Annotated in this window: 28 protein-coding genes; 19 read left to right on the top strand and 9 right to left on the bottom strand. The window is 61.5% G+C overall.

Annotated elements, in window-relative coordinates; genetic code table 11:
• Positions 1-71: 71 nt before the first annotated feature.
• From ccoN (MF6394_RS11205) to hemN, 16 genes are all read left to right on the top strand, one after another.
• Positions 72-1,496: a cytochrome-c oxidase, cbb3-type subunit I gene (gene ccoN / locus MF6394_RS11205; RefSeq protein ID WP_003193158.1), complete on the top strand. Its 1,425-nt coding sequence runs from the start codon at positions 72-74 to the stop codon at positions 1,494-1,496.
• 10 nt (positions 1,497-1,506) lie between these two features.
• On the top strand, positions 1,507-2,115 hold the full coding sequence (gene ccoO, locus MF6394_RS11200) for a cytochrome-c oxidase, cbb3-type subunit II (RefSeq protein WP_003193159.1): 609 nt from the start codon (positions 1,507-1,509) through the stop codon (positions 2,113-2,115).
• 3 nt (positions 2,116-2,118) lie between these two features.
• Positions 2,119-2,319: a cbb3-type cytochrome oxidase subunit 3 gene (locus MF6394_RS11195; protein WP_003193161.1), complete on the top strand. Its 201-nt coding sequence runs from the start codon at positions 2,119-2,121 to the stop codon at positions 2,317-2,319.
• Positions 2,316-3,263 (top strand): cytochrome-c oxidase, cbb3-type subunit III, encoded by a 948-nt coding sequence (gene ccoP / locus MF6394_RS11190; RefSeq protein ID WP_078466688.1) that lies wholly within the window; start codon positions 2,316-2,318, stop codon positions 3,261-3,263. Before MF6394_RS11195 ends, ccoP (MF6394_RS11190) begins: the two co-directional genes overlap by 4 nt.
• Before the next feature lie 462 nt (positions 3,264-3,725).
• The gene (ccoN, locus tag MF6394_RS11185) at positions 3,726-5,168 is read left to right on the top strand and encodes a cytochrome-c oxidase, cbb3-type subunit I (protein ID WP_003193164.1); all 1,443 of its coding nucleotides are present in this window, start codon (positions 3,726-3,728) and stop codon (positions 5,166-5,168) included.
• Positions 5,168-5,776: a cytochrome-c oxidase, cbb3-type subunit II gene (ccoO, locus tag MF6394_RS11180; RefSeq protein WP_003193167.1), complete on the top strand. Its 609-nt coding sequence runs from the start codon at positions 5,168-5,170 to the stop codon at positions 5,774-5,776. The genes ccoN (MF6394_RS11185) and ccoO (MF6394_RS11180) overlap by 1 nt, the downstream gene beginning before the upstream one ends.
• A 5-nt stretch (positions 5,777-5,781) precedes the next feature.
• A complete protein-coding gene (locus MF6394_RS11175; RefSeq protein WP_003193169.1) occupies positions 5,782-5,967 on the top strand; it encodes a CcoQ/FixQ family Cbb3-type cytochrome c oxidase assembly chaperone in 186 nt (61 codons plus the stop codon).
• Entirely contained in the window at positions 5,964-6,941 is a 978-nt protein-coding gene (gene ccoP, locus MF6394_RS11170) for a cytochrome-c oxidase, cbb3-type subunit III (protein ID WP_069557123.1), read from the top strand. The genes MF6394_RS11175 and ccoP (MF6394_RS11170) overlap by 4 nt, the downstream gene beginning before the upstream one ends.
• 166 nt (positions 6,942-7,107) lie before the next feature.
• Complete coding sequence (locus MF6394_RS11165) at positions 7,108-7,362, top strand: type II toxin-antitoxin system Phd/YefM family antitoxin (protein ID WP_003193175.1); 255 nt, start codon at positions 7,108-7,110, stop codon at positions 7,360-7,362.
• Positions 7,362-7,772 carry a type II toxin-antitoxin system VapC family toxin gene (locus MF6394_RS11160; protein WP_032895837.1) on the top strand — a complete coding sequence of 137 codons (411 nt, stop codon included), beginning with the start codon at positions 7,362-7,364 and terminating at the stop codon, positions 7,770-7,772. The genes MF6394_RS11165 and MF6394_RS11160 overlap by 1 nt, the downstream gene beginning before the upstream one ends.
• A gap of 207 nt (positions 7,773-7,979) precedes the next feature.
• The gene (gene ccoG, locus MF6394_RS11155; protein WP_034128398.1) at positions 7,980-9,383 is read left to right on the top strand and encodes a cytochrome c oxidase accessory protein CcoG; all 1,404 of its coding nucleotides are present in this window, start codon (positions 7,980-7,982) and stop codon (positions 9,381-9,383) included.
• A 14-nt stretch (positions 9,384-9,397) separates the two neighbouring features.
• A complete protein-coding gene (locus MF6394_RS11150) occupies positions 9,398-9,937 on the top strand; it encodes a FixH family protein (protein WP_014719446.1) in 540 nt (179 codons plus the stop codon).
• A 100-nt stretch (positions 9,938-10,037) separates the two neighbouring features.
• Positions 10,038-12,482 carry a heavy metal translocating P-type ATPase gene (locus MF6394_RS11145; protein WP_069557125.1) on the top strand — a complete coding sequence of 815 codons (2,445 nt, stop codon included), beginning with the start codon at positions 10,038-10,040 and terminating at the stop codon, positions 12,480-12,482.
• 22 nt (positions 12,483-12,504) lie between these two features.
• The gene (ccoS, locus tag MF6394_RS11140; RefSeq protein WP_003193184.1) at positions 12,505-12,717 is read left to right on the top strand and encodes a cbb3-type cytochrome oxidase assembly protein CcoS; all 213 of its coding nucleotides are present in this window, start codon (positions 12,505-12,507) and stop codon (positions 12,715-12,717) included.
• Positions 12,710-13,393 carry a sulfite exporter TauE/SafE family protein gene (locus tag MF6394_RS11135; protein ID WP_032895833.1) on the top strand — a complete coding sequence of 228 codons (684 nt, stop codon included), beginning with the start codon at positions 12,710-12,712 and terminating at the stop codon, positions 13,391-13,393. The genes ccoS and MF6394_RS11135 overlap by 8 nt, the downstream gene beginning before the upstream one ends.
• Positions 13,394-13,496: 103 nt before the next feature.
• The gene (gene hemN / locus MF6394_RS11130; protein WP_078466687.1) at positions 13,497-14,879 is read left to right on the top strand and encodes an oxygen-independent coproporphyrinogen III oxidase; all 1,383 of its coding nucleotides are present in this window, start codon (positions 13,497-13,499) and stop codon (positions 14,877-14,879) included.
• Positions 14,880-14,885: 6 nt separating this feature from the next.
• On the opposite strand, the gene MF6394_RS11125 is transcribed toward hemN, so the two are convergent.
• Positions 14,886-15,347: a hypothetical protein gene (locus MF6394_RS11125; protein ID WP_044275063.1), complete on the bottom strand. Its 462-nt coding sequence runs from the start codon at positions 15,345-15,347 to the stop codon at positions 14,886-14,888.
• A gap of 154 nt (positions 15,348-15,501) precedes the next feature.
• Here MF6394_RS11125 and fnr point away from each other — a divergent pair, with 154 nt between their 5' ends.
• Both fnr and MF6394_RS11115 read left to right on the top strand, forming a co-directional pair.
• Positions 15,502-16,236 (top strand): fumarate/nitrate reduction transcriptional regulator Fnr, encoded by a 735-nt coding sequence (fnr, locus tag MF6394_RS11120; RefSeq protein ID WP_005790290.1) that lies wholly within the window; start codon positions 15,502-15,504, stop codon positions 16,234-16,236.
• Between the two features lie 76 nt (positions 16,237-16,312).
• Positions 16,313-16,861 (top strand): adenine phosphoribosyltransferase, encoded by a 549-nt coding sequence (locus MF6394_RS11115; protein WP_003193191.1) that lies wholly within the window; start codon positions 16,313-16,315, stop codon positions 16,859-16,861.
• Between the two features lie 112 nt (positions 16,862-16,973).
• Here MF6394_RS11115 and MF6394_RS11110 read toward each other — a convergent pair whose 3' ends face one another.
• From MF6394_RS11110 to MF6394_RS11085, 6 genes are all read right to left on the bottom strand, one after another.
• Complete coding sequence (locus MF6394_RS11110) at positions 16,974-18,122, bottom strand: acyl-CoA dehydrogenase family protein (RefSeq protein ID WP_003193193.1); 1,149 nt, start codon at positions 18,120-18,122, stop codon at positions 16,974-16,976.
• Between the two features lie 207 nt (positions 18,123-18,329).
• Positions 18,330-18,932 (bottom strand): recombination mediator RecR, encoded by a 603-nt coding sequence (gene recR / locus MF6394_RS11105; RefSeq protein WP_032895829.1) that lies wholly within the window; start codon positions 18,930-18,932, stop codon positions 18,330-18,332.
• 66 nt (positions 18,933-18,998) lie between these two features.
• Positions 18,999-20,033, bottom strand: a complete 1,035-nt coding sequence (locus MF6394_RS11100) for an NADP-dependent oxidoreductase (protein ID WP_078466686.1) — start codon at positions 20,031-20,033, stop codon at positions 18,999-19,001.
• Positions 20,034-20,172: 139 nt separating this feature from the next.
• A complete protein-coding gene (locus tag MF6394_RS11095; protein ID WP_003193199.1) occupies positions 20,173-20,511 on the bottom strand; it encodes a YbaB/EbfC family nucleoid-associated protein in 339 nt (112 codons plus the stop codon).
• Positions 20,512-20,554: 43 nt separating this feature from the next.
• Positions 20,555-22,630, bottom strand: coding sequence for a DNA polymerase III subunit gamma/tau (gene dnaX / locus MF6394_RS11090; protein ID WP_069557129.1), 2,076 nt, complete (start codon positions 22,628-22,630; stop codon positions 20,555-20,557).
• A 77-nt stretch (positions 22,631-22,707) separates the two neighbouring features.
• Positions 22,708-23,649, bottom strand: a complete 942-nt coding sequence (locus tag MF6394_RS11085) for a DMT family transporter (protein WP_078466685.1) — start codon at positions 23,647-23,649, stop codon at positions 22,708-22,710.
• Between the two features lie 98 nt (positions 23,650-23,747).
• Here MF6394_RS11085 and MF6394_RS11080 point away from each other — a divergent pair, with 98 nt between their 5' ends.
• Positions 23,748-24,611 (top strand): LysR family transcriptional regulator, encoded by an 864-nt coding sequence (locus MF6394_RS11080; RefSeq protein WP_003193202.1) that lies wholly within the window; start codon positions 23,748-23,750, stop codon positions 24,609-24,611.
• Positions 24,612-24,732: 121 nt separating this feature from the next.
• On the opposite strand, the gene MF6394_RS11075 is transcribed toward MF6394_RS11080, so the two are convergent.
• Together MF6394_RS11075 and MF6394_RS11070 are read right to left on the bottom strand one after the other, a co-directional pair.
• Positions 24,733-25,323 (bottom strand): hypothetical protein, encoded by a 591-nt coding sequence (locus MF6394_RS11075; protein ID WP_078466684.1) that lies wholly within the window; start codon positions 25,321-25,323, stop codon positions 24,733-24,735.
• 1 nt (position 25,324) lies between these two features.
• Positions 25,325-26,371: an N-acetylmuramidase family protein gene (locus tag MF6394_RS11070; protein ID WP_047711554.1), complete on the bottom strand. Its 1,047-nt coding sequence runs from the start codon at positions 26,369-26,371 to the stop codon at positions 25,325-25,327.
• Positions 26,372-26,480: the final 109 nt, after the last annotated feature.

Here is a 26,480-nt window from a genome sequence, read left to right as displayed (position 1 = left end):
CGCTTTTTAGTCTGCCTATAACTCCAGCCCAAGTGTCGCACTTGCTTGGGTTGAACCGTGGATGGGGAACCATGAACACTACTTTAAGTACCGCCTATAACTACAAGGTGGTCCGCCAATTCGCCATTATGACGGTGGTGTGGGGCATCGTCGGCATGGGGCTCGGGGTTTTTCTCGCCGCCCAATTGGTTTGGCCTGCGCTCAACTTCGATTTGCCTTGGACCAGCTTCGGCCGCCTGCGCCCTTTGCACACCAACGCGGTGATCTTCGCGTTCGGTGGCTGTGCGCTGTTCGCCAGCTCCTTTTACTCGGTGCAGCGCACCTGCCAGACGCAGCTGTTCGCGCCGAAAGTCGCCGCGTTCTGCTTCTGGGGCTGGCAGCTTGTGATCCTGCTGGCCGCGATCAGCCTGCCACTGGGCTACACCAGCTCCAAGGAATACGCCGAGCTGGAATGGCCGATCGACATCCTGATCACTATTGTCTGGGTCGCCTACGCCATCGTGTTCTTCGGCACGATCATGAAACGCAAGACCAAGCACATCTATGTGGGCAACTGGTTCTTCGGTGCGTTCATCATCACCGTGGCCATTTTGCATATCGTCAATAACCTGGAAATCCCGGTCAGCCTGACCAAGTCCTACTCGCTGTACGGCGGTGCGACGGATGCCATGGTGCAGTGGTGGTATGGGCATAACGCAGTAGGCTTTTTCCTCACTGCGGGCTTCCTCGGCATGATGTACTACTTCGTGCCCAAGCAGGCCGAACGCCCGGTGTATTCGTATCGCTTGTCGATCGTGCACTTCTGGGCGCTGATCACCCTGTACATCTGGGCCGGCCCGCACCACTTGCACTACACCGCCCTGCCGGACTGGGCACAGTCCCTGGGCATGGTGATGTCACTGGTGCTGCTGGCACCGAGCTGGGGCGGCATGATCAACGGCATGATGACCCTCTCGGGCGCCTGGCATAAGCTGCGCAGCGACCCGATCCTGCGCTTTCTGGTGGTCTCCCTGGCGTTCTACGGCATGTCGACCTTCGAAGGCCCGATGATGGCGATCAAGACCGTCAACGCCCTCTCCCACTACACCGACTGGACCATCGGCCACGTACACGCCGGCGCGCTGGGCTGGGTGGCGATGATCTCCATCGGCGCGCTGTACCACATGATCCCGAAAATCTTCGGTCGCGAGCAGATGTACAGCCTCGGCCTGATCAATGCGCACTTCTGGCTGGCCACTATCGGCACCGTGCTCTACATCGCCTCGATGTGGGTCAACGGCATCGCCCAGGGCCTGATGTGGCGTGCGGTCAACGAAGACGGCACCCTCACCTACTCCTTCGTCGAAACCCTGGTGGCCAGCCACCCAGGCTTCATCGTGCGTCTGGTGGGCGGTGCGATCTTCCTCAGCGGCATGTTCCTGATGGCTTACAACACATGGCGCACCGTGCGTTCGGCGCAACCTGCCGAAGTCACCGCTGCCGCGCAGATGGCCTGAGGAGTCGATGATGAAACACGAAACGATTGAAAAGAACGTCGGCCTGTTGATGCTGCTGATGGTGCTCGCCGTGAGCATCGGTGGCCTGACCCAGATCGTCCCGCTGTTCTTCCAGGACGTGACCAACAAGCCGGTCGAAGGCATGAAGCCCTACACCGCGCTGCAACTGGAAGGCCGCGACATCTACATCCGCGAAGGCTGCGTACAGTGCCATTCGCAGATGATCCGCCCGTTCCGCGCCGAGACCGAGCGCTACGGCCACTATTCGGTGGCTGGCGAAAGCGTGTGGGACCACCCGTTCCTGTGGGGCTCCAAACGTACCGGCCCGGACCTGGCCCGCGTCGGCGCACGCTACTCGGACGACTGGCACCGCGCGCACTTGTACAACCCGCGCAACGTGGTGCCGGAGTCGAAAATGCCGGCCTACCCCTGGCTGGTCACCGCCGCCGTCGACAGCAGCCACACCGAGACCAAGCTGAAAGTGATGCGCACCCTCGGCGTGCCGTACACCGACGACGACATCAATGGCGCCGTCGCCAGCCTCAAGGGCAAGACCGAGATGGACGCGCTGGTTTCCTACCTGCAAGTGCTCGGCACTGCCATCAAGAGCAAGAGGTGAGCCATGGGATTTGAATTCGATGCAGGCACCATCCGCGGCCTGGGCACGCTGGTGGTTGCCATCGCCTTTATCGGCCTGTCGCTGTGGGTATTCAACAACCGCCGCAATGCGGAATTCGAGCAGGCGCGCCTGCTGCCGTTTGCCGATGAACCTTCCCCACCCGACGCTCAAGCAGAGCCAGCCACAAGGAGCACTCGGCCATGACTACGTTCTGGAGTACATGGATCTGCGTATTGACCCTGGGCAGCCTCATCGGCCTGACCTGGCTGTTGGTCGGCACCCGCAAGGGCGAGACCAAGGGCAGCGTCGACCAGACCATGGGCCACGCCTTCGACGGTATCGAGGAATACGACAACCCGCTGCCCCAGTGGTGGTTCATGTTGTTCGCCGGCACCCTGGTGTTTGCCGTCGGCTACCTGATCCTCTACCCGGGCCTGGGCAACTGGAAAGGCGTGCTGCCGGGCTATGAAGACGGCTGGACCCAGACCAAGGAATGGGACAAGGAAATGGCCAAGGCCGACGCCAGGTTCGGGCCGATCTTCGCCAAGTTCGCGGCCATGCCGGTGGAAGAAGTCGCCAAGGACCCGCAAGCGTTGAAAATGGGCGGTCGCCTGTTCGCCTCCAACTGCGCGGTATGCCACGGCTCGGACGCCAAGGGCGCCTATGGCTTTCCGAACCTGGCCGACAACAACTGGCGCTGGGGCGGCTCGGCTGAGGCTATCAAGACCACCATCCTGAACGGTCGCCACGCGGCGATGCCGGCCTGGGGTGAAGTGCTGGGCGAAGACGGGGTGAAGAACGTCGCCGCTTACGTGCGCCACGACCTGGCCAAGCTGCCGTTGCCTGCAGACAACAGCGCAGACCTGGCAGCCGGGCAAGCCGCGTTCAACACCACCTGCGTGGCCTGCCACGGCCCGCAAGGCCACGGTGTGGAAGCCATGGGCGCGCCCAACCTGACCGAGCCTGCCGGGTTTATCTACGGCACCAGCCTGGCGCAGTTGCAGCAGACCATCCGCCATGGTCGCCAGGGCCAGCTGCCGGCCCAGGACGTGCTGCAAGGTAATGACAAGGTGCACCTGCTGGCGGCTTACGTGTACAGCCTGTCCCATAACGCTGAAGGTGCAACGCCAGACAGCGCGACCGAGTAACCGCTGCCCCGGCCCGGGGCGGCAACCCGTTTCACTGTAGGAGCGAGCTTGCTCGCGAAGAACTTCAGAGCGCCGCGTTTATGCTGGATAAGCGTGGTGCCCTCAGGTTCTTCGCGAGCAAGCTCGCTCCTACAGGAATCGGGTGTTGTTTTCATTTGCGCGACCAAGTGTCGCACCCCTTCCAAGCCCGCCTTTCCCCTCCTCCCATTCGGGTCTACGCTTGTTCCCACAGTGGACCATTCCTGGCCTACGCGACGGTAGCCGTTGCGCCCCTGAAATTTCCTGTCCACTCGATCAGCTTTCTATTTTGGATTTTGTCCCTACGCCAAACATGGAAAGGGCGCAGAATCTGGCGTGGAACGCATTGATCCAGGTCAGCCATTGCGTTGCAATGGCCCCTCGTTTTCTACATACTTGCGACCGATTTTACCTATAAAAAAACCTAAACCGTGGAACCTTAGAATGAGCACAGCAATCAGTCCGACTGCTTATAACTATAAGGTAGTCCGCCAGTTCGCCATCATGACGGTGGTCTGGGGGATCCTTGGCATGGGGCTCGGGGTGTTCATCGCCTCGCAACTGGTTTGGCCGCAATTGAATTTCGACCTGCCCTGGACGACCTTCGGCCGCCTGCGCCCGCTGCACACCAACCTGGTGATCTTCGCCTTCGGCGGATGTGCACTGTTTGCCACCTCCTACTATGTCGTGCAGCGCACCTGCCAGACGCGACTGATCTCCGATGGCCTTGCCGCCTTCACCTTCTGGGGCTGGCAGGCGGTCATCGTCGGCGCCATCATCAGCCTGCCCCTGGGCTACACCACCACCAAGGAATACGCCGAGCTGGAATGGCCGATCGCCATTTTGCTTGCCATCGTGTGGGTGACCTACGGCCTGGTGTTCTTCGGCACCATCGTCAAGCGCAAGACCAAGCACATCTACGTGGGCAACTGGTTCTACGGCGCCTTTATCGTGGTCACGGCGATGCTGCACATCGTCAACCACGCCTCCCTGCCGGTGAACCTGTTCAAGTCCTACTCAGCCTACTCCGGTGCGACGGACGCGATGATCCAGTGGTGGTACGGCCACAACGCCGTAGGCTTCTTCCTCACCACCGGCTTTCTGGGGATGATGTACTACTTCGTGCCCAAGCAGGCCGAGCGTCCGATCTACTCGTATCGCCTGTCCATCGTGCACTTCTGGGCGCTGATCACCCTGTACATCTGGGCCGGCCCTCACCACTTGCACTACACCGCCCTGCCGGATTGGGCACAGTCCCTGGGCATGGCGATGTCGATCATCCTGCTGGCACCAAGCTGGGGCGGCATGATCAACGGCATGATGACCCTCTCGGGCGCCTGGCATAAGCTGCGCACCGACCCGATCCTGCGGTTTTTGGTGGTATCGCTGGCGTTCTACGGCATGTCGACCTTCGAAGGGCCGATGATGGCGATCAAGACCGTCAACTCGCTGTCCCACTACACCGACTGGACCATCGGCCACGTGCACGCCGGGGCGCTGGGTTGGGTGGCGATGATCTCCATCGGCGCGCTGTACCACATGATCCCCAAACTGTTCGGCCGCGCGCAGATGCACAGCGTCGGGCTGATCAACGCGCACTTCTGGCTGGCCACCATTGGCACCGTGCTCTACATCGCCTCGATGTGGGTCAACGGCATCACCCAGGGCCTGATGTGGCGTGCGATCAACGATGACGGCACCCTCACCTACTCCTTCGTCGAAGCGCTGCAAGCCAGCCACCCGGGCTTTATCGTACGTGCCCTGGGCGGTGCGTTCTTTGCCAGCGGCATGCTGTTGATGGCCTACAACGTGTGGCGCACCGTGCGTGCCAGCGACCCTGTTGAAGCCGAAGCCGCCACCAAGATCGCCGTTGTGGGAGCTCACTGATGAAGCATGAAGTAGTCGAGAAGAACATCGGCCTGCTGGCCTTCTTCATGGTCATCGCCGTGAGCATCGGCGGCCTGACCCAAATCGTCCCGCTGTTTTTCCAGGACGTGACCAACAAGCCGGTCGAAGGCATGAAGCCGCGCACCGCCCTTGAACTGGAAGGCCGCGACGTCTACATCGCCAACGGTTGCGTGGGCTGCCACTCGCAGATGATCCGCCCCTTCCGCGCCGAAACCGAACGCTACGGCCACTACTCGGTCGCCGGTGAAAGCGTGTGGGACCACCCGTTCCTGTGGGGTTCCAAGCGCACCGGCCCGGACCTGGCCCGCGTGGGTGGGCGTTACTCCGATGACTGGCAGCGTGCGCACCTGTACAACCCGCGCAACGTCGTGCCTGAGTCGAAAATGCCGGCGTACCCGTTCCTCGTGGAAAACAAGCTCGACGGCAAGGACACCGCCAAGAAGATGGAAGTCTTGCGCACCCTGGGCGTGCCCTACACCGACGAAGACATCGCCGGTGCGGCCGCCGCCGTGAAGGGCAAGACCGAAATGGACGCATTGGTGGCCTACCTGCAAGGCCTTGGCACCATCATCAAAAGCAAACGGTGACCTACATGGATATCGGGATGATTCGTGGCCTGGGCACCGTTGTGGTGATGGTGGCCTTTATCGGCCTGGCGTTGTGGGTGTTCAGCCCACGGCGCAAGTCGGAGTTTGACGACGCGACCATGCTGCCCTTCGCAGATGACCCCGAAGCCATCAAGCACGTCGAGCAAGCTTCTAGGAGTAACAAAGAATGACTACGTTCTGGAGTCTGTACGTCACAGTCCTCAGTCTGGGTACCATCTTCGCCCTGACCTGGCTGCTGCTGTCGACCCGCAAGGGCCAGCGCACCGAGCAGACGGACGAGACCGTCGGCCACTCGTTCGACGGCATCGAGGAGTACGACAACCCGCTGCCCAAGTGGTGGTTCATGCTGTTTGTCGGCACCATCGTCTTCGCCCTTGGCTACCTGGTGCTCTACCCTGGCCTGGGTAACTGGAAAGGCCTGCTGCCGGGCTACAACTACCTCGACAACGACAAGCAAACCCCGTTCGCCAACGGCCAGACCGGCTGGACCGGCGTACACGAATGGGAAAAGGAAATGGCCAGATCGGAGGCCAAGTTCGGGCCGATCTTCGCCAAGTTCGCGTCGATGCCGATTGAAGAAGTCGCCAAGGACCCGCAAGCCTTGAAGATGGGCGGCCGCCTGTTTGCCTCCAACTGCTCGGTGTGCCACGGCTCCGACGCCAAGGGCGCCTACGGCTTCCCCAACCTGACCGACGCCGACTGGCGCTGGGGTGGCGAACCCAACACCATCAAGGAAACCATCATGAAGGGCCGCCACGCGGTGATGCCAGGCTGGGCCGAAGTCATCGGCGAGCAGGGCGTGGCCGACGTAGCAGCCTTTGTGGTGACCAACCTCGACGGCCGCAAACTGCCGGAAGGCGCCAAGGCCGATGTGGCCAACGGTGAGAAACTCTTCGCCGCCAACTGCGTGGCCTGCCACGGCCCGGCCGGTAAAGGCACCCCAGCCATGGGCGCGCCCGACCTGACGCATCCAGGTGCGTTCATCTACGGCTCAAGCTTCGCGCAACTGCAGCAGACCATCCGTTATGGCCGCCAGGGCCAGATGCCGGCGCAGGAGCAGTTGCAAGGGAATGACAAGGTGCACCTGCTTGCGGCGTATGTATATAGCTTGTCTCATGGGGATAAGAAGGCTGAGGCGCAGTAAGACCTCTGAAACAATGGAGCCCCGCGCAGCGAATGCTGGCGGGGCTTTTTTGTTCTGGCGCCGAACCTTGCAAAGCCAACTCTACCGTTCGTAACCTCAACCTTGCCGTGCGCACTCGCCAAGTAGTAACGTAACTACATTCAGTCCAGCGAAGGGGGCCTACCCCATGACCATCACGACCATTTCCAGCCGCGAATTCAATCAAGACACAAGTGGTGCCAAAAAAGCCGCCCGCAAAGGGCCGGTTTTTATCACTGATCGCGGCAAGCCTGCCCATGTACTGCTAAGCATTGAGGAGTACCAGAAGCTGACAGGTCTGAACGCCGACATTGTCGACCTGTTGGTGATGCCGGAAGCGGCCGATATCGACTTCGAAACCGAACGTGCCGTGATCATTCATCGACCCGTGGACTTTTCTTGATGTATCTACTCGACACAAATGTGATCTCTGAACTGCGTAAACCTCAGGCTGATGCAAATGTCGTGGCTTGGGCAAAAAGCGTAGTAGCGCCGCGCATGTTTATTTCGGCGATCACGCTGAAGGAACTGGAAACCGGAGTCCTGCGAATTGAACGGCGAGACCCGGTTCAGGGGAAGGTGTTGAGAACCTGGCTCAAGCGTCATGTAATGCCCGCCTTCGATGCCAGAATCCTGCCCGTCGATGCAGCAGTCGCGTTGCGTTGCGCGCACTTGCATGTACCCGACCGGGCCAACGAAAGCGATGCATTGATTGCCGCAACCGCGCTGGTTCACGGACTCACCGTAGTCACGCGCAACGTCAGCGACTTCAAATCGAGTGGCGTGCCACTGCTCAATCCATGGGACGAATGACCGGCTTACTGGCAAAAACCGTCCATACTTGCCAAGTCAATTGATCCAGATCACGTACACCATCAATTGATTTCCCCCAACGCGACCAAAGGTCGCACCCTTTGCACACCCTCGGGGGCGTATCATTAGGCCACTGCAACACCCTTAATTTGACCCCGGTTGGCACGTACTGGCCGAGGCAAATCTCCACCGCCGTGGGATGCAATGATGAGCGACCAGATACCGGTACATGACGTTACCCCGCCTGCCAAAACCGTCGACCTCTACGCTTCAAGAGAGAAGATCTACACCCGCGCCTTCACTGGCTTGTTCCGCAACTTGCGCATGGTCGGCGGTGCCGCTCTGTTCCTGTTGTACTTCGGCACCGTGTGGCTGAACTGGGGCGGTCATCAGGCGGTGTGGTGGAACCTGCCGGAGCGTAAGTTCTTTATTTTTGGTGCGACGTTCTGGCCCCAGGATTTCATCCTGCTGTCGGGCATTCTCATTGTCGCGGCATTTGGCCTGTTCTTTATCACCGTGTACGCCGGGCGCGTGTGGTGCGGCTATACCTGCCCGCAAAGCGTGTGGACGTGGATCTTCATGTGGTGTGAAAAGGTCACCGAAGGCGACCGCAACCAGCGCATCAAGCTCGACAAGGCGCCGATGAGCGCCAACAAGTTTCTGCGCAAGTTCAGCAAGCACAGCCTGTGGCTGCTGATTGGCTTTGCCACCGGCATTACCTTTGTCGGCTACTTCTCGCCGATCCGCGAACTGGTATTCGATTTCTTCACTGGCCAGGCCGATGGCTGGTCGTATTTCTGGGTGGGTTTCTTCACCCTCGCCACCTACGGCAACGCCGGCTGGCTGCGCGAGCAGGTGTGCATCTACATGTGCCCCTATGCGCGCTTCCAGAGCGTGATGTTCGACAAGGACACCTTGATCGTGTCCTATGACCCGCGCCGTGGCGAAGTGCGTGGGCCACGTAAAAAGGGTACCGACTACAAGGCCCAGGGCCTGGGCGACTGCATCGACTGCACGATGTGCGTACAGGTGTGCCCTACCGGTATCGACATCCGCGATGGTCTGCAAATCGAATGCATCGGCTGCGCCGCCTGTATCGATGCCTGCGACAACATCATGGACAAGATGGAGTACCCACGCGGACTGATCAGCTACACCACCGAACATAACCTGTCGGGGCAGAAAACCCATAAGCTGCGCCCGCGCCTGATCGGTTACGCCCTGGTGTTGCTGGCGATGATCAGCCTGTTGGTGGCCGCCTTCTTCATGCGCTCGCTGGTGGGTTTCGACGTCAGCAAGGACCGCGTGCTGTACCGCGAAAACGCCGAAGGGCGCATCGAAAACGTCTACAGCCTGAAGATCATGAACAAAGACCAGCGCGACCACACCTACGTGCTCGACGCCGCCGGCCTGCCGGACCTCAAGCTGCAAGGCCGTCGCGAAATCAAAGTGGCCGCCGGCGATATCGTCAGCATGCCAGTGGAGTTGTCGAGTGCGCCGGAGCAGTTGCCGTCGAGCACCAACGAGGTGACCTTCATCCTCGAAGACGCCGATGACACCAGCGTCCATATTGAAGCCAAGAGCCGATTCATCGGCCCACAAGTCCGTTAACGGGGAACCTACGCATGCCCGCAACTACTGCCGCCAGCCCTTGGTACAAACACCTCTGGCCCTGGATCATCATCGCGATCCTGGCCTGCTCGGTGACCCTGACCTTGTCCATGGTGACCATCGCAGTGAACAACCCGGACAACCTGGTCAACGACAACTACTACGAGGCCGGCAAAGGCATCAACCGTTCCCTGGACCGCGAGCGCCTGGCCCAGACCCTGCAACTGCGCGGCAAGCTGCACCTGGACGAACTGACCGGCGAGGTCGAGCTGCAACTGACTGGCTACAGCAATCCAAATACTCTGGAGCTGAACCTCATCTCCCCGACCCAGCCAGAGAAGGATCGCAAGATCAACCTCACCCGCAGCGACAGCGAGCCCGGTCGTTACATCGGCCAGGTCACCGACAAGGTCGAAGGTCGCCGTTTCGTGGAACTGCTTGGCGTGGAAGGCGGCAACACCTGGCGCCTGTTCGAAGAAGAAGAGGTCAGCCACGACAAGGACTTGCTGTTGGGTGACGAACCGTTGCAGGGCGCTGAAGACCTGAAAAAATAAACAGCCTGCGCTCCGCGCTTCGCGAGCAAGCCCGCTCGATACCCTGTGGGAGCGGGCTTGCCCGCGAAGAGGCCCTCCCAGCCACCAAAGACCTCGAACCATGACCACCCCCTGCTACCACTGCGCCCTACCCGTCCCCTCCGGCAGTCGGTTCACCGCCCAGATCCTCGGCGAACGCCGTGAACTCTGCTGCCCGGGCTGCCAGGCCGTGGCCGAGGCGATAGTGGCCGGCGGGCTGGAAAGCTATTACCAACACCGCAGCGAAGCCTCGGCCAACCCCGACGCGCTGCCCGTGCAGTTGGTGGACGAACTGGCGCTGTACGACCGCGCCGATGTGCAAAAACCCTTTGTGCGCCATCAAGGCGAGCTGGCCGAAACCACCCTGCTGATGGAAGGCATCAGTTGCGCCGCCTGCGGCTGGTTGATCGAGAAACACCTGCGCAGCCTGCCCGCCGTGGCCGAAGCGCGATTGAACCTGTCCAACCACCGCCTGCACGTGCGCTGGGCCGATGGGCAATTGCCGTTGAGCCAACTGCTCAGCGAGCTGCGCCATATCGGTTACGCCGCCCACCCTTACCAGGCCGACCGCGCCGCCGAACAATTGGCCAGCGAGAATCGCCTGGCCCTGCGACAACTGGGGGTCGCTGGTTTGCTGTGGTTCCAGGCCATGATGGCAACCATGGCCACCTGGCCGGAATTCAATATCGACCTGAGCCCGGAGCTGCACATCATCCTGCGCTGGGTGGCGATGTTTCTCACCACGCCCATCGTGTTCTACAGCTGCGCGCCCTTCTTCAAAGGCGCCCTGCGTGACCTGCGCACGCGCCACCTGACCATGGACGTCTCGGTGTCCCTGGCGATTGGCGGCGCGTACCTGGCCGGCATCTGGACCGCGATCACCGGCGTGGGCGAACTGTATTTCGATGCCGTGGGCATGTTTGCCCTGTTCCTGCTGGCCGGGCGCTACCTTGAGCGCCGCGCCCGGGAACGCACCGCCGCAGCCACCGCCCAACTGGTCAACCTGTTGCCCGCCTCCTGCCTACGACTCAAAGACGATGGCCAGAGCGAGCGCATCCTGCTTAGCGAATTGGCGCTGGGTGATCGGGTGCTGGTGCATCCCGGTGCGGTGCTGCCGGCGGATGGCGTAATTCTCGACGGCCAATCCAGCATCGATGAATCCCTGCTGACCGGCGAGTACCTGCCGCAACCTCGGCGCACGGGCGACAACGTCACGGCCGGCACGCTGAATGTCGAGGGCGCGCTGACCGTCCAAGTGCGCGCATTGGGCCATGACACGCGCTTGTCTGCCATCGTGCGCCTACTGGAGCGCGCCCAGGCCGAGAAGCCGCGCCTGGCACAGATCGCCGACCGCGCTGCGCAGTGGTTCTTGTTGTGCTCGCTGATCGCCGCCGCGCTGATCGGCTTGCTGTGGTGGGAGCTGGACCCGTCGCGGGCGTTCTGGATTGTACTGGCGATGCTGGTGGCGACCTGCCCGTGCGCGCTGTCCCTGGCCACGCCCACCGCGCTCACCGCCGCCACCGGCACCTTGCACAGCCTTGGGTTGCTGCTGACCCGCGGCCATGTGCTCGAGGGCCTGAACCAGATTGATACGGTGATTTTCGACAAGACCGGCACCCTCACCGAAGGGCGCCTGGCGTTGCGCGCCATTCGGCCCTTGAGTGCGCTGGACAGCGACCAATGCCTGGGCCTCGCTGCCGCCCTGGAGAACCGTTCCGAACACCCGATTGCCCGTGCCTTCGGCCGCGCGCCGCTGGCCGCCGATGAAGTGCTGAGCACCCCAGGCCTGGGCCTGGAAGGTCGTGTGGGCGAACGTCTGTTGCGCATCGGCCAGCCGGGTTTTGTCTGTGAACTCAGTGGCTGCGCGATTCCCGCCTCACCGGACGAGGCCGGGCAATGGCTGCTGCTGGGCGACCGCAGCGGCGCCCTGGCCTGGTTCGTACTGGATGACCGCCTGCGCAGCGACGCCCCCGCCTTGCTCGCCGCCTGCAAGGCGCGGGGCTGGCGCACGCTGCTGCTCTCCGGCGACAGCTCGCCGATGGTGGCCAGTGTCGCCTCTGAGCTGGGTATCGACGAAGCCCACGGCAGCCTGCGCCCTGACGATAAGCTGCAGGTGCTGCAAACCCTGCACAAGGAAGGTCGCAAAGTGCTGATGCTGGGCGATGGAGTCAATGATGTGCCGGTGCTGGCCGCCGCTGATATCAGCGTGGCGATGGGCTCGGCCACGGACCTGGCGAAAACCAGCGCCGATGCGGTGCTGTTGTCCAACCGCCTGGATGCGCTGGTGCAGGCCTTCAGCCTGGCGCGGCGTACTCGCCGGGTGATCATCGAGAACCTGTTGTGGGCCGGGTTGTACAATGGGCTTATGCTGCCGTTTGCGGCCCTGGGTTGGATCACTCCGATCTGGGCGGCGATCGGCATGTCCCTCAGTTCGTTGACCGTGGTGCTCAACGCGTTGCGCCTCACTCGCCTGCCGAGCGCGCAAGCCTCGGGCACCGCCCCAGTAACCCGCCCGCTGCCGGCCTGAGCCGCGTGGGCATGGAGTACAGATGCCAGCTCTCTACGTGATGATTCCTGCGGCACTGCTGTTAGTGGGCGTGGCCATCTACATCTTCTTCTGGGCCGTGGACAGCGGCCAGTACGAAGACCTCGATGGCCCGGCACACAGCGTGTTGTTCGACGACCAGGACCCGAACCACCTGGCCGCCATCGACGAAGCCAACAGCCCCGAGCAACCGCCCAAAGAGCCCCCTCATGCTTGAGCTGGCGCCTTTGCTGGTCTCGGCGCTGATCCTCGGCCTGCTCGGCGGCGGCCATTGCCTGGGCATGTGCGGCGGACTGATGGGCGCGCTGACCCTGGCGATCCCCAAGGAACAGCGCAGCCGCCGTTTTCGCCTGCTGCTGGCATACAACCTGGGGCGCATCCTCAGCTATGCCACCGCCGGCTTATTGATCGGCCTGGCCGGCTGGGCGGTGGCCAACAGCCCGGCGGCGATGTTCATGCGTGTGCTGGCCGGGTTGCTGCTGATCTGTATGGGCCTGTACCTGGCCGGATGGTGGAGCGGCCTCACCCGTATCGAGAGCCTGGGGCGCGGCCTGTGGCGGCATCTGCAGCCGGTGGCCAACCGTTTGCTGCCGGTGTCCAGCCTGCCGCGAGCCTTGCTGCTGGGCGCGCTGTGGGGCTGGTTGCCGTGCGGGCTCGTCTACAGCACCCTGCTATGGGCGGCGAGCCAGGGCAATGCGCTGGACAGTGCCTTACTGATGCTGGCGTTCGGGCTGGGCACCTGGCCGGTGCTGTTGGCCACCGGGCTGGCCGCCGAACGGGTGACAGCGTTGTTGCGCAAGCGCAGCGTGCGGGTGGCCGGTGGCGTGCTGGTGATGATCTTCGGTCTCTGGACCTTGCCCGGGCCCCATCAGCACTGGCTAATGGGGCATTAACAGGCCCTGTGGCATAGCGCCGCTCCCCGTTGATGCAAATCAAGATGCCCGCACCGCCCTGCCCCTAGACTCGGCCCACTAGCCAATCCGGGGGACCGCCCGCATGCTCGACGCCATTCGTTGGGACACAGATCTGATTCACCGCTACGACTTGGCGGGGCCGCGCTACACGTCCTACCCCACCGCCGTACAATTTGACAGCCAGGTCGGCACCTTCGACCTGCTCCACGCCCTGCGTGACAGCCGCAAGGCCGTGCGGCCACTGTCGTTGTATGTGCACGTGCCGTTCTGCGCCAACATTTGTTACTACTGCGCCTGCAACAAGGTGATCACCAAGGACCGTGGCCGCGCCCAGGCCTACCTGCAGCGCCTGGAGCAGGAAATCCAATTGGTGGCCTGCCACCTCGACCCGCAGCAGCCCGTGGAACAGTTGCACTTCGGCGGCGGTACGCCAACCTTTCTCAGCCACGATGAACTGCGCCAGGTGATGAAATGCCTGCGCCAGCATTTCAATTTACTGGATGACGATTCGGGCGACTACGGCATCGAAATCGACCCGCGCGAAGCCGACTGGGCCACCATGGGCCTGCTGCGCGAACTGGGCTTCAACCGCGTGAGCATCGGCCTGCAAGACCTCGACCCCGAGGTGCAACGGGCGGTCAATCGCCTGCAAAGCCTGGAGGAAACCCGCGCCGTGATCGATGCAGCGCGCACCTTGCAATTTCGCTCGATCAATATCGACCTGATCTACGGCCTGCCCAAGCAGTCGCCGTTGAACTTTGCGCGCACCGTGGAAGAAGTCATCCGCTTGCAGCCTGACCGCCTGTCGGTGTTCAACTACGCGCACCTGCCGGAACGCTTCATGCCCCAGCGGCGGATCAACACCGACGACCTGCCCTCGCCGGCAGAAAAACTGTTGATGCTGCAAACCACCATCGAACAACTGACCCAGGCCGGTTACCGCTACATCGGCATGGACCACTTTGCCCTGCCCGACGACGAACTGGCGGTGGCCCAGGAAGAAGGCAAGCTGCAGCGCAACTTCCAGGGTTACACCACCCACGGGCACTGCGACCTGATTGGGCTGGGGGTGTCGGCGATCAGCCAGATCGGCGACCTGTATTGCCAGAACAGCAGTGACCTGAACCAGTATCAGAACGCTTTGGCGGGCGCGCAGTTGGCGACCAGCCGTGGTTTGGTGTGCACAACGGACGACCGTCTGCGAAGGGAGGTGATTTCGCAATTGATCTGCAATTTCAGCCTGGGCTTCGAGGCGATCGAACAAGCGTACAACATCGATTTTCGCGGCTACTTTGCCGAGTTATGGCCGCAATTGCAGACCATGGCTGATGATGGCTTGATCGAATTGGACGCCCAGAGAATTCGCGTACTGCCGGCCGGGCGCTTGCTGGTGCGCTCGGTGTGCATGGTGTTCGATGCCTACCTGGAGCACCAGAACAGGCAGCGGTTTTCGCGGGTTATCTGAAGGCCTTTACTTCATGGCCAGGCTGGCGGCCTTGACCGCATCACCGGCGCTCATGTCTTTCATGGCCTTGGCAAGGGATGCCTGGGCGCTGGTCAGGCTGGCTTGCAGCCCACTCAAGGCCGATTGCAGGCCAGAGAGTCGGGCGCGGGCCTGTTCCGGGCTGAGGGTCTTGTCGGCCATCACCGCAGCCATCTCGGCCTGTTTCTCGGCAATTTGCTTTTTAATCTCACGGATCATCTTCAGCAGGTTCTTGACGTTGTCCGCCAAGCCACTGTCGTCGATATCACTGTTTGAGGTTTTCTCAGCCGCCGCCGCTTTCATCGCAGCGCCGGAAATGGTCACTGACACCGCAGGCTTGGCTTCATCCGTCGGCGCAACCGCAGCAGCATCGGTCGCGGCCGCCTTCTTGGTTTCGGGCAGTGCCTGGATCTGGGTGCGTGAAGCCAGTTGAGTACTGAGGGATAACATGGTCTGAGCCACCGTGTTGGTATTCGATGGCAGTGCTATCGGCCGTTTCGGGCAAATCTTTACCTCGCGACAGGTTTTTGTACACGCTGGCCTCCGTGCCCCTCAGTGCGTTACCCTTACGTCTTATGTGTGTTTTCCCACAAGGATTTAAGAAATGTCCGAGCCAGTCAAACTGCGCGCTCACAGCCAGGCCCATTGCAAGGATTGCAGCCTGGCCCCCCTCTGCCTGCCACTTTCATTGAATCTGGAAGACATGGATGCGCTGGACGACATCGTCAAACGCGGCCGCCCGCTGAAAAAAGGCGAGTTTCTGTTTCGCCAGGGCGACAAGTTTGATTCCGTCTATGCAGTACGCTCGGGCGCGTTGAAGACCTTCAGCCTCAGCGACGGCGGCGAAGAGCAAATCACCGGTTTCCACCTGCCCAGCGAGCTGGTCGGGCTGTCGGGGATGGACACCGAGATTCACCCGGTGTCGGCCCAGGCCCTGGAAACCACGTCGGTGTGCGAAATTCCTTTCGAGCGCCTGGATGAATTGGCCCTGCAACTGCCGCAGTTGCGCCGCCAGTTGATGCGCGTGATGAGCCGCGAGATTCGTGACGACCAGCAAATGATGCTGCTGCTGTCGAAGAAAACCGCCGATGAGCGCATCGCCACGTTCCTGGTCAACCTGTCGGCGCGCTTCCGTGCCCGTGGGTTCTCGGCCAACCAGTTCCGCCTGAGCATGTCGCGTAATGAAATCGGTAATTACCTGGGCCTGGCGGTGGAGACCGTGTCCCGCGTGTTTACCCGTTTCCAGCAGAACCAGTTGATTGCCGCAGAAGGTAAAGAGGTGCATATCCTCGACCCGATCCAGCTGTGTGCCTTGGCTGGCGGTTCTCTGGAGGTCTAATCCAGGCTGCGGCCGCGCCAATCGGTGAGGCCGCAGGTATACTTCGAGTCCGTTTTCCGCTCTGGACTCCTCGACGATGACCTTTGATTCGTTCGACATCAAATCCCTGATTCGCCCCGTCATCGACTTCCCCAAGCCTGGGGTGATCTTCCGTGACATCACGCCGCTGTTCCAATCGCCCCGCGCCCTGCGCCTGGTGGCCGACAGCTTTGCCCAACGCTATGTCGAAGCCGACTTCACCCATATTGGTGCGATGGATGCCCGTGGCTTCCTGATCGGCTCGATCATCGCTTACCAGCTCAACAAGCCGCTGATCCTGTTTCGCAAGCAAGGCAAGCTGCCGGCGGACGTGCTGGCCGAGGGTTACCAGACCGAGTACGGCGAAGCCTTCCTGGAAGTGCACGCCGACAGCCTGTGCGAAGGCGACTCCGTACTGATGTTCGATGACCTGATCGCCACCGGCGGCACCCTGATTGCGGCGGCGAACCTGGTGCGGCGCATGGGGGCAAAGATCTTTGAAGCGGCGGCGATTATCGATTTGCCGGAGCTGGGTGGCTCGCAGCGGTTGGCAGACATGGGCATTCCGACGTTTTGTCTGACGCAGTTTGGGCTGACTGAAAGATAAGGGTCGTCAATACTGCCGCCATCGCGAGCAAGCCCGCTCCCACATTTGAAATGCATTCCACATGTGGGAGCGGGCTTGCTCGCGAAGGCACTCGAAAGAACACCATTAAAAATCAAAGCCCCATCTGCTTACTGATGATTTCATTCATCACTTCACGCGTCCCGCCACCAATCGACAGAATCCGGTTATCACGATACAGCCGCTCCACCAGACTGCCCCGCATATACCCCTGCCCGCCCAGGATCTGCACCGCGTCATACGTCACTCGATCGGCGGTATCGGTGGCGAGGTTCTTGGCCATGGAAATCTCTTTGATCACGCTCTTGCCAGCGGCCATTTTCGCGGCCTGGCGATAGGTGAACTCGCGGGAAACTTCCACGGCGGTAGCCATTTCCGCCAGGCGATGCTTGAGCACCTGGAATTTGCCGATAGGTTTGCCGAATGCTTCACGCTGGGCGGCCCACTGAAGGCTTTCCTCCAGGGCCAGCTGTGCAGTCATGTTGGCCATCAGCGCCAAGGCCAGACGTTCACTCTGGAAGTTGCCCATGATGCAGGCAAAGCCCATGTTCTCGACACCGATAAGGTTGCCCACAGGCACGCGGCAATCGTCGAAGAACAACTCGGCGGTGTCCGATGCCCACCAGCCCATCTTCTTCAGTGGCTGGCCGACGGTGAAACCCGGGGTGTCTTTTTCGATCAGCAGCAAGCTGATGCCGCCAAAGCCCGGCCCGCCCGTGCGCACGGCTACGGTGTAGAAGTCAGCGCGAATGCCGCTGGTGATAAAGGTCTTGGCGCCGCTTACGCGGTAATGCTCGCCTTCCCGTACGGCGCGGGTTTGCAGGTTGGCCACATCAGAGCCGCCGCTGGGCTCGGTGACCGCCAGGGCGATGATCTTTTCGCCAGCCAGCACCAGAGGCGCTATGCGCTCACGCACGTCGGGCCGGGCCCATTTGACGATGGGCGGCAGGCCGATATCCAGGGAGCCGAGCCCTGCCACCACGCCACCGGAGCCGCAGCGCATCAGTTCTTCGCTGGCAGCGACCTTGGCGAACAGATCGCCTTCGTGGCTGCCACCCAGGGTTTCGGGGTAGCCAATGCCTAGAATCCCCGCCGCACCGGCCTTGAGGTAGAGCTCGCGAGGAAAGCTTTGTGCCTCCTCCCACTGCTCGATGCCGGGCAACATCTCACGCTCCACGAAGCGGCGCACGCTGTCGCGGACCAATTGGTGGCTGGGATCGAAGTATTCCTGATAGGCAGACATCGGCAAGCTCCATGGCGGGATGGAGCGAACTTACCAAGCGCTTGCTTGGTTATCAAGTCATGTGTCTGCGCTAACCCGGTAGGAGCGAGCTTGCTCGCGAAAACCGTCAACGATAACGCGTGCTTCCTGCGTGAACGCGGCGCCTATTGGTTTTTCGCGAGCAAGCTCGCTCCTACAGGGTTAGGAAGTCCCAGATTGCAGTGGGTTTTAGAGGGCGATCGGCTTGCGGCCTGCGAACGAGTGCGCCAAGGTACCGCCATCCACCAGTTCCAACTCCCCTCCCAACGGCACGCCATGGGCAATCCGCGAAGTGATCAAGCCTTTGTTGGTCAGCAGTTGGGCAATGTAGTGCGCCGTGGCTTCACCTTCCACCGTCGGGTTGGTTGCCAGGATCACTTCAGTAAAGGTGCCCTGCTCTTGGATCCGCGCCACCAGTTGTGGAATACCGATGGCTTCCGGCCCCAGGCCATCGAGCGGCGACAGGTGGCCCTTGAGCACAAAGTAACGCCCGCGGTAACCGGTCTGCTCCACGGCGTACACATCCATCGGCCCTTCCACCACGCACAGCAACGTGTCGTCGCGACGCGGGTCGGCGCATTGTGGGCAGAGCTCTTCTTCGGTGAGGGTACGGCACTGGCGGCAGTGGCCCACGCCTTCCATGGCCTGGCTCAGAGCCTGGGCCAGGCGAGTGCCGCCGCTGCGATCACGCTCCAGCAGTTGCAGCGCCATGCGCTGGGCAGTTTTCTGGCCGACACCGGGCAAAGTGCGCAAGGCGTCGATCAGTTGGCGAATCAGGGGGCTGAAGCTCATGGGCGAAGGGTCCGACAAAACAACGAGACGCGGTTTATACCCGCGCCCCGGATTAGCGTCAAATACTCAATCCTGCGCGACGCGCACCACCAACTTGCCGAAGTTGCGCCCTTCGAGCAGGCCGATAAAGGCTTCGGGCGCCTGCTCCAGGCCATCGACCACGGCCTCGCGGAACTTGATCTTGCCCTCGCGCACCCAAGGCGCCATGGCGCTGAGGAACTCCGGCTGGCGGTCGCCATAGTCGTCGAACACGATAAAGCCCTGGATGCGCACCCGCTTGGTAAGCAAAGTGCGTTGCAGCGTCGGCAAACGGTCAGGGCCACTGGGCGCTTCATGGGCGTTATAGCCGGCGATCAACCCGCACAGCGGCACGCGCGCCTTGGGGTTGAGCAAGGGCAGCACGGCATCGAAGACTTTACCGCCGACGTTTTCAAAGTAGATGTCCACGCCTTTGAAGCAGGCCAGGGCCAGCTCGTGGGCAAAATCTTCGCGCTTGTGGTCGATACAGGCGTCAAAGCCCAACTCATCCACCACATAGCGGCACTTGTCGGCGCCACCGGCAATGCCCACCACGCGCAAGCCCTTGAGCTTGGCCACCTGGCCCACCACCGACCCCACCGCGCCAGACGCAGCCGCCACCACCAGGGTTTCCCCGGCCTTGGGCTGGCCGATATCCATCAGGCCCATATAGGCGGTCATGCCCGGCATTCCCAGTACGCCCAAGGCCATCGACGGGCTCGGCAGGCCCTTGGGCAGCGGGATCAGGTTTTGGCCTTCGCAAATACAGTGGCTTTGCCAGCCAGTGGCGCCGACCACCAGGTCGCCCACTTCGAATTTCGGGTTGCGCGATTGCTCGACACGGCTGACAGCCCCACCGGTCATCACCTCGCCGATTTCCACGGGTGCTGCATAGGACGGCGCGTCACTCATGCGTCCACGCATGTAGGGGTCCAAAGACAGGTACAGCGTCTTGAGCAGCACCTGGCCGTCTGCCAGCTCCGGCAGGCTCACGCGTTCCAGGCGAAAGTTTTCCGGCGTGGGGGCGCCTTGAGGGCGTGAGACCAGAACGATGCGTTGGTTGAGCGTCATTTCTTGAGGCATCAGCGGGGCTCCTTTATCGGTGAGTGGTTTCAACGGTATAGGGTGCAGACCATCGGTGAAGGCTTGGGGTTCGATGTTTCGACCGCGCAAAAAAATGCCAGGCGCTATGCCTGGCATTTGAGTCTAGCTAAAGCGTGTATCAGAACGGCAGTTTCATGCCCGGTGGCAGTTGCATGCCAGCGGTCACGCCGGACATTTTGTCCTGGCTGTTGGCTTCGATCTTGCGCACAGCGTCATTGACGGCTGCGGCGAACAGCGCTTCGAGCATTTCCAGGTCATCTTCACCCACGCCCGGCAATACGCTTGGGTCGATGCTGACACGCTTGATGTCGTGACGACCGGTCATCACCACGCTGACCATATCGCCACCGGCTTTACCGGTGACTTCGGCGTTGGCCAGTTCTTCCTGCATCTTGGCCATTTTTTCCTGCATCTGCTGCGCCTGCTTCATCAGGCCGGCCATGCCACCTTTCATCATGGGAATCACCTCAAAAGTACGTGGATCAATGAGTAGCCCGGAGTCATGACGCTTGGGACACCGGGGCTTCGACAGGTTCAATAGTATCGTGGCGGACGACCGCACCGAACTGTTGCATCATTTGTTGGATAAGCGGATCTGCGTGGATCGAATCCTCGGCCTCGCGCTGGCGGTTAAGGCGCCGACGGGTCGCGGCCTGGGCCGGGGTTTCCTGCTCGGGCTTGATCAGCTCGATGGCGATGGTCAGCGTGCGCCCATGGTACTGGTTGAGCGCATCGTTGAGCCGGCGCTGCTGGGTGGCGTTGAACAAGGCGCTATGGGCCGGGTCCAGGTGCAGCAGCCAGTGGTCGCCTTCGATGGAAATCAGGGTGCAGTTGGCGGCGATACTGCCGGTCATGCCGGAGATCGGCAATTTCGGAAACAATTCCAGCCATTGCAAGGCCAGGCCGGTAGCCGGGGCCGCGGCAGGTTCTGCCTCGGGCTCGGGCGCAGGTTCGGCGGTGTGCTCGCTGGCCAAGTCGTCCAGGTAGCTGTAGGCCGAATCCATGTCCGGCTCGATGTAGTCTTCGTCCAGCGGCGGTTCGTCGTCCAGGTCAATGCCTGGGGTGGCCGCGTCAACCTGGGCGACCGTCGGCTCGGGAACCGGGGCCGATACCCACTCAGGGGCATCCGGCACCACGCTGTCCGGAGTCGGCGCAGGCATCGGCGTCAGCTCGGGCTGCTCGCCGGTGGTTTCCAGCACGGGCTCCACGGCGGGTTGTTGCTCGGGCTCTACTTGCGCTTCGATCGGGTCATTCCAAGGCAAGTCGACCACGGGCGCAGGCTCGATGACCGGCTCGGGCTCGACCACCGGTGCGACGGCAACCGGCGCAGGTTCGGGCTCAGGTGCCGGCGCAACCGGCTCAGGCACAGCAACCGCAGGCGCAGCAACCACTGGCGCAACAACGGCCGCGCCAGCCACGGGTTTGGCGGAATCAACTGTGGCCTGGCTGATCCCCACTGGCTTTAGCGGCTGTCTCGGCGCGTCTGCCGAATCTGCTGGCCGGAACGCCAGCATGCGCAGCAGCACCATTTCAAAGCCACCCCGCGGGTCGGGTGCCAGGGGCAGGTCGCGGCGGCCGATCAGGCCCATCTGGTAGTAGAACTGTACGTCTTCGGCCGGCAAGGCTTGGGCAAGGGCCAATACGCGATCACGGTCGCCATGGCCGTTGTCCACGCCTTCCGGCAGCGCCTGGGCGATGGCGACGCGGTGCAATACGTTGAGAATTTCCGAGAGCACACCGTTCCAGTCTGGGCCTTGCTCCGACAGGTGGCGCACGGCCTCGAGCAACGCCTTGGCGTCACCCTCGATCAGCGCGTGCAGCACGTCGAACACCTGGCCGTGGTCCAGGGTACCGAGCATGGCGCGCACGTCGGCGGCCATGACCTTGCCTTCACCAAACGCGATGGCCTGGTCGGTGAGGCTCATGGCATCGCGCATCGAACCGTCGGCGGCGCGGCCCAGCAACCACAGCGCGTCGTCTTCGAACGGTACGTTCTCGACGCCCAGTACATGGGTCAAATGCTCGACCACACGCTCGGGGGTCATGTTTTTCAGGGAGAACTGCAGGCACCGCGACAAAATCGTTGCCGGAAGTTTCTGCGGGTCGGTGGTGGCCAGGATGAACTTGACGTAGGGCGGCGGCTCTTCCAGGGTTTTCAACAAGGCGTTGAAGGAGTGGCTGGACAGCATGTGCACTTCGTCGATCAGGTAGACCTTGAAGCGGCCACGGCTCGGCGCGTACTGCACGTTGTCCAGCAGCTCGCGGGTGTCTTCGACCTTGGTACGGCTCGCGGCGTCGATCTCGATCAGGTCGACGAAACGCCCTTCGTCGATCTCACGGCACACCGAACAGGTGCCACAAGGCGTCGAGGTGATACCGGTTTCACAATTCAGGCACTTGGCGATGATGCGCGCAATCGTGGTCTTGCCCACCCCGCGTGTACCGGTGAACAGGTAGGCGTGGTGCAGCCGTTGGCTGTCCAAGGCATTGATCAGAGCCTTGAGCACATGGGTCTGGCCGACCATTTCGCGGAACGAGCGCGGGCGCCATTTACGTGCAAGAACCTGATAACTCATCGAAAACCGTCGCAACTGGGAAGCGGAAGCCGGTAATGCTAGCGGAGCAAGGGGGAAATTGCATCCGGCACGCTCGTCTAATCTGACGAAGCTTGTTCAATTGGCCTCCCGGAGGGCACCTGCGGGCGATTTGCTGGCACCTTGGAGCGCCAACGCCCTTCCAGACTGATAGCGGCGACACTTGCCAGCACGATCACTGCGCCCAGCATCACCTGCAGGGTGACGTGTTCGCCAAGCAGCGTGGCGGCCATCAGCATGGCAACCGGTGGAATCAGGTACATCGCCACCGACGCACGACTGACCTCGACGTGCTTCAACACGTAACCCCAGGCCAGATAGGCCAAGGCACTGGGGAAAATACCCAGCACCAGCACGGCAAGATTCTCCACCATCGGTGCCTGCACGATGGCGACGGGCAGGCCCGGCAGGTTCACGCACAGCATCAGGGTGCCAGACCACACCATGTAGCACGCCATGGTCAACGGGCTGTAGCGCTGGGCATGACGCCGCTGGATGGCGAAGTACACACTCCATGAGCAGGCTGCCAACAAGATCAGCAAACCCCGTGGGTTGATATCGCCTATGCCCCGGTCGCCCCAGATCACCACCACTACTCCGGCCAACCCCAACAGCACGCAGCCCCAGCGCCAGGCGCTGACCCGCTCTTTCAAGCACAAAAACGCGATCAACACACTGAACAACGGCGCCGACTGCGCCAACACACTCGACGCTGCCGCCGTCACCCATTGTTGCCCATAGTTGAGACTGGTGTGGTGCAGGAACACCCCGAAAAAGCCCAGCACCAACAGCCACGGCACGTCGCGCAACGGTGGCCGTCCAATGCCCACCACCCAGGCCACACCGCCCATGAATACCGACGCGATCAGAAACCGCAGCAGCGCCAATTGGCCGGGGCTATAACTGTGCAGCCCCATGTGCACGCCGATCGGCGAATACGCCCAACAGAGGATAACGCTGGCAATGACTAGCGTAAGCTTTAGAGGTGACGGAGTATTCATCGACAGCATCCACGCAAAAGGAATGCTGCCAGTCTTGGCCCACGCCAGGCATAGGACAATTAAGCGTTTCTGACTTCTGAAATCACTGGAACTGAGCAATGGAACTGGCCCAACTGAAAATGGTGCGAGCCGTGGCGCAAACCGGCAGCGTGGCCCAGGCTGCGCTGCAATTGCACTGCGTGCCGTCCAACATCACCACGCGCATCAAGCAGCTGGAAAGCGAGTTGGGCACGCCGTTGTTTATCCGTGCTGGCCGAGGGCTGGCGATCAGCGCTGCGGGAGAGATCTTCCTGGATTACTGCGAACGTATCCTGGCGCTGGTGGATGAATCCAAACGCGCGGTGGATGCCAACGCCATTCCCCGTGGCACCTTGCGCATCGGTGCGGTGGAATCCAGTGCCAGCGGGCGCCTGCCGCCATTGCTGGCGGAATACCACCGGCGTTATCCCGATGTCAGCCTGGAACTGGTCACCGGTGCCTGGGCGCAACTGCTGGACGACCTGCAACACCACCGCCTGGATGTGGCACTGGTGGCCGCCGGCGGCAAACGCACGAAGCTGGAACAGAGCGTGGTCTACAGTGAACGCCTGGTGCTGATCGCCAGCGCGTGCAGCGCACCTATCAACAGCGCCGAGGACTTGGCCGGCCGTACATTGCTGGTATGGCCGCCGGGCTGCCCTTATCGCGCCGCCCTGGAAAACTGGCTCAAGCCCCACGACGTCAAGCCTGCGATCGCCAGCTATGCCAGTTGGGGCACGATCATCGGATGCGTCAGTGCGGGGATTGGCGTGGCGTTGGCACCCGAGGGGATCCTGGCGCGCTATGAGCAGGCCAATCAGCTGGCGTCGTATCGCTTTGAAGCACTGGCGCCCGTGGACAACCTGTTGTTCTGGCACACGGACACCCAGCGGCACCTGGCGCGAGATGCGTTTGCCGGGCTACTGCGCGAGACCTTCGGCTGACTCGCCCTAATAACCCTAATGTAGGAGCGAGCTTGCTCGCGAAAAACTCACAGGCGCCGCGTTTATTCAGAAAGCACGCGTTATCGTTGAGGTTTTTCGCGAGCAAGCTCGCTCCTACAATTCAGGGCTTGGGCGCGGCCAACCGTGCGTACTGGCCCTGGCTGATCCAGCCCGTGAACGAACGGTCGTCAGCGTTGATAAATTCCACCTGCGCCCAGCCGTCCTTGAATGCCAGTACGCCCACCACGTCATGCTTGACGATGTAGGGCCGCTTTGCCGCTTTGGCGCCCGGCGTTTTCAGCAGGTAAGCCTTGTCGGCAGACACCGTCACCAAGCCGATCCATTGCTTGCTGGCGGTCTGGCTCAACTCCAGGCCGGTAGCGATTTCCGGCATCAGCACATTGATGCAGCCAGGGTGCTGGCGGCCCTGCTCCACCGTCAGGGTCACCCCGTCGGGCGCCGCGGCCACACTGCCTGGGTAGGCAGCGTCCAGCCAGGTGGTGAGCGCCTCTGGCTTGCCTTGGAGGTAGAACGTGCAGCCACGGGCCACACCCTCGCCCATCGATTCCTGATAGAACCCCTCGACCTGATGCCCAGGCGTCACCGCCAGCATCAGCCCTTCATATTTACCTGAATGCAACGCCGCCGAGCCGGCCAACGCGGGCGCCACGGCGCACCACGACAACACTCCCATCGCCAGATAACGAATCATCTTATTTCTTCCCTTCAAAGGCTTCGTAGGCTTGTTTCATCAGGACGTCATAGTTGCCGTAATCATCGCCGTTATAGTTACGCGCCATGGCGGTGAAATCCTTGTTTTTCATCGCGCTCAACAATGCCGAGTTGTGGCTGCAGAGGCTGAGATAGGCCTTGAGTTGGTTACCGGCATTGATCTTCAATGACGCCACGAACTCAAACACGGTCTTGAATCCGCACGCCGCAAAATTGAACCCCATGATCTGAAACATGCCCCAGGAGGCCGACATCAGCGCGGCTTCCTGGTCCAGCGCAAAGGCAGTGGCCATGGTCTCCCAGGCCTTGACCTGATCCTTGTTGTTCGTCTGCCATTGCGGGCCGGCTTTTTTCTTGTAGACATACGACAGCAGCGGCTGCGACTGGTCGTAGATGTGCTTGGTGTACTTGCGAAAGTGGTGCCCTTCAAAGGCGATGATCGGCAACTTGGCGGGCCCGAAACCCACCTTCCCGCCCGACTCCACCGTGGCGAACGCCTTGACCACATTCACCGAAATGCCGTTGCCCAATAGCTTGGCGGCATTCTGGAAATCCGTATCGCTCAAGGTTGTCCCGCCGTCGCAGGTGGACTGCATCATCAACTGCCGGTTACGCCGCTCAGCCTCGATGACCGCACGCACGCGGTCCAGGTACACATTGACCGTGGCCTGCACCGCATCGACGTTGTTATTGCCAAAGATATTGAGAAACGTCGGAATGCGCGTAGTGGGAAAAGCCCGCACCGGCACCTTCAGTGCCTCTTCGATCAGACTGTTGAACGTGCGCCCGGTGGGGTCGATCACGCCATCGGGATGGGCGTACTTGAGATGGCGAAACTGATACTGGCTGATGCACTGCACCAACTGGCCGTCGCACTTGCCGTTTTCGAGCAAGGCAAACCCCATCTTGGGAATGATCAAATTGAATAAATACTGGATGCACTGAACATCGGCGGGCAAGTTGCGGGCTTTGCCGGGCGTCCCTACCGGAGCACTGATAAGACGAGGCAACCCTTGCAGGCTTTTCATGACAGACATCCTTGTGAGTGAAAGAAGTGATAGCACTTCAATATCAAATCCATGCCCTTGTCATACTCTGAAACAAGTGGCCGGCGCAAGCTAACAAGGCGGTCTGCGG

It is taken from the genome of Pseudomonas sp. MF6394 (assembly GCF_002018845.1).
GTDB lineage: Bacteria > Pseudomonadota > Gammaproteobacteria > Pseudomonadales > Pseudomonadaceae > Aquipseudomonas > Aquipseudomonas lactis.
Note: the sequence above shows the minus strand (reverse complement) of the source record. Positions and strands in the feature narration are given on the sequence as shown.